This window comes from Polaromonas sp. YR568 (assembly GCF_943371715.1).
Classification (GTDB): Bacteria; Pseudomonadota; Gammaproteobacteria; order Burkholderiales; family Burkholderiaceae_C; genus Polaromonas.
The window spans coordinates 1-3,263 of record NZ_CALRVW010000047.1 but is presented as its reverse complement, the minus strand read 5'-3'; the positions used below and the strand labels follow the sequence as shown (position 1 = coordinate 3,263).

3 protein-coding genes are annotated in these 3,263 nt (G+C 61.9%); all 3 read left to right on the top strand.

What is annotated here, in order from left to right; all coding sequences use genetic code 11:
* Positions 1-693: arabinose ABC transporter substrate-binding protein (locus tag AAG813_RS19605; RefSeq protein ID WP_341917768.1), on the top strand; the 693-nt coding region annotated here is incomplete at its 5' end.
* On the top strand, positions 690-2,192 hold the full coding sequence (gene araG / locus AAG813_RS19600) for an L-arabinose ABC transporter ATP-binding protein AraG (protein WP_341917770.1): 1,503 nt from the start codon (positions 690-692) through the stop codon (positions 2,190-2,192). The genes AAG813_RS19605 and araG, both read left to right, overlap by 4 nt.
* A 9-nt stretch (positions 2,193-2,201) precedes the next feature.
* Entirely contained in the window at positions 2,202-3,170 is a 969-nt protein-coding gene (araH, locus tag AAG813_RS19595; protein ID WP_131700749.1) for an L-arabinose ABC transporter permease AraH, read from the top strand.
* Positions 3,171-3,263 lie beyond the last annotated feature (93 nt).

Below are 3,263 nucleotides of genomic sequence, written 5' to 3'. Positions count from 1 at the left end.
GCCAAGGCCAAGGCCAACGGCTTGAAAGTGATTGCCGTGGATGACCGCTTTGTCGACGCCAAGGGCAACTTCATGGAGGACGTGCCGTACCTGGGCATGGCCGCGTTTGAAGTGGGCCAGAAACAAGGCGCGGCCATGGCTGCCGAGGCGAAAAAACGCGGTTGGGACTGGAAGGACACCTACGCGGTGATCAACACCTTCAATGAACTCGACACCGGCAAGAAACGCACCGATGGCTCGATCAAATCCCTCGAAGAAGCCGGCATTCCCAAGGACCATATCCTCACCGCCGCGCTGAAAACCCTCGACGTTCCCGGCAGCATGGACGCCACCAACTCGGCCCTGGTCAAGCTGCCCAGCGGCGCGAAAAACCTGATCATCGGCGGCATGAACGACAACACCGTGCTCGGCGGCGTGCGCGCCACCGAAAGCGCCGGTTTCGCGGCGGCCAATGTGATCGGTATCGGCATCAATGGCACCGACGCCATCGGCGAATTGAAGAAAGCCAACAGCGGCTTCTTCGGCTCGATGCTGCCAAGCCCGCACATCGAGGGCTACAACACTGCGCTGATGATGTACGAGTGGGTCACCAAGGGCACTGAGCCGCCTAAATACACGGCCATGGATGAAGTGACCTTGATCACCCGCGCCAACTTCCAGGAAGAGCTGACCAAGATCGGGCTGTGGAAATGACCGCTGCGGCCCTGCGTTTTGACGCTATCGGCAAAACCTTTCCCGGGGTCAAGGCGCTGGACGGCATCAGCTTCACCGCCCATCCGGGGCAGGTGCACGCCTTGATGGGCGAGAACGGCGCGGGCAAGTCGACGCTGCTGAAGATATTGGGCGGTGCCTATATCCCCAGCAGCGGCAGCGTGCAGATCGGCGCGCAGACCATGGCGTTCAAATGCGCCGCCGACAGCATCGCCAGCGGCGTGGCTGTGATTCACCAGGAGCTGCACCTGGTGCCGGAAATGACCGTCGCCGAAAACCTGTTCCTCGGGCATTTGCCATCGCGCTTCGGCGTGGTCAACCGGGGCCTGCTGCGCAAGCAGGCCCTGGCTTGTCTCAAGGGCCTGGCGGATGAAATCGACCCCGAGGAAAAACTCGGCCGCCTGTCCCTGGGCCAGCGCCAACTGGTGGAAATCGCCAAGGCGCTGTCACGTGGCGCCCATGTGATCGCCTTCGACGAACCGACCAGCAGCCTGTCGGCGCGGGAGATCGACCGGCTGATGGCGATCATCACGCGCCTGCGGGACGAGGGCAAAGTGGTGCTCTACGTCTCGCACCGCATGGAAGAGGTGTTCCGCATCTGCAACGCGGTCACGGTGTTCAAGGACGGCCGCTACGTGCGTACCTTTGACGACATGAGTGCGTTGACCCACGACCAATTGGTGACCTGCATGGTCGGTCGCGACATCCAGGACATCTACGACTACCGCCCGCGCGAGCACGGCGAGGTGGCGCTCAAGGTCGACGGTTTGTTGGGCCCGGGTTTGCGTGAACCGATCAGTTTTGAGGTGCGCAAGGGCGAAATCCTTGGCCTGTTCGGTTTGGTGGGGGCAGGGCGCACGGAGTTGTTCCGTTTGCTCAGCGGTTTGGAGCGCGCCAGTGCCGGCAGCCTGGAGTTATGCGGGGAGGCCCTGCAACTGCGCTCACCCCGCGACGCCATCGCCGCCGGTGTGCTGCTGTGCCCGGAAGACCGCAAAAAGGAAGGCATCATTCCGCTGTCCAGCGTCGCCGAAAACATCAATATCAGCGCGCGTGGAGCCCACTCTTCGTTCGGCTGGCTGCTGCGCGATGGCTGGGAGAAGGGCAATGCCGACCAGCAGATCAAGGCAATGAAAGTCAAAACCCCGACCGCCGGGGAAAAGATCATGTACCTGTCCGGCGGCAACCAGCAGAAAGCCATTCTTGGCCGCTGGCTGTCGATGCCGATGAAGGTGCTGCTGCTCGACGAACCGACTCGCGGCATCGACATCGGCGCCAAGGCCGAGATCTACCAGATTATCCATAACCTCGCGGCCCAGGGCATTGCGGTGATCGTGGTGTCCAGCGACCTCATGGAAGTGATGGGCATCTCCGACCGCATCCTGGTGCTGTGCGAAGGCGCGATGCGCGGCGAACAAACCCGTGAACACGCGACTGAATCCAACCTGCTGCAACTGGCCCTGCCGCGCGGCCTGGCGAACTGAGAGAAGACCATGACGACTCAAAACAACGCGCTGCCGACGGCACGCAAACCCCTCGATATGCGCGCACTGCTCGACAACTGGGCGATGCTGTTGGCTGCGGTGGGCATCTTTGTCCTGTGCGCCTTGCTCATCGATAACTTCCTCTCGCCGTTGAACATGCGCGGGCTGGGCCTGGCGATTTCCACGGTGGGCATCGCCGCCTGCACCATGCTGTTCTGCCTGGCGTCGGGGCACTTCGACTTGTCGGTAGGCTCGGTGATTGCCTGCGCCGGCGTGGTGGCGGCGATTGTGATGCGCGATACCGACAGCGTCATGCTGGGCATCGGCGCGGCGCTGCTGATGGGCCTGGTCGTGGGGCTGATCAACGGCATCGTGATCGCCAAGCTGCGGGTCAATGCGTTGATCACCACCTTGGCGACCATGCAGATCGTGCGCGGCCTGGCCTATATCTTTGCCGACGGCAAGGCGGTAGGGGTATCTCAGGACCAGTTCTTTATCTTTGGCAATGGCCAGTTGTTCGGCGTGCCGGTGCCGATCCTGATCACCATCGTGTGCTTCCTGTTCTTCGGCTGGCTGCTCAACTACACCACCTACGGGCGCAACACCATGGCCATCGGCGGCAACCCGGAAGCGGCGCTGCTGGCGGGGGTGAACGTCGACCGCACCAAGATCCTGATCTTCGCCGTGCACGGTCTGATCGGCGCATTGGCCGGGGTGATCCTCGCCTCGCGCATGACCTCGGGCCAGCCGATGATCGGCCAGGGTTTCGAGCTGACGGTGATTTCTGCCTGCGTGCTGGGCGGGGTGTCGCTGAGTGGCGGCATCGGCATGATTCGCCACGTGATCGCCGGGGTGTTGATTTTGGCGATCATTGAGAACGCGATGAACCTGAAGAACATCGACACCTTCTACCAGTACGTGATCCGCGGTTCGATCCTGCTGCTGGCGGTGGTCATCGACCGCATGAAACAACGCTGAACTTCTTTTCATGTGAGGCTCAAAATGTGGGAGGGGGCTTGCCCCCGATGGCGGTGTATCAGAAGCAAATATGCAGACTGACACTCCGCAATC

What these genes read in the sequence shown, in the direction of transcription:
- araG (WP_341917770.1), top strand. Translation starts at nt 690, where the DNA reads ATGACCGCTGCGGCCCTGCGTTTTGACGCTATCGGCAAAACCTTTCCC.
- araH (WP_131700749.1), top strand. Translation starts at nt 2,202, where the DNA reads ATGACGACTCAAAACAACGCGCTGCCGACGGCACGCAAACCCCTCGAT.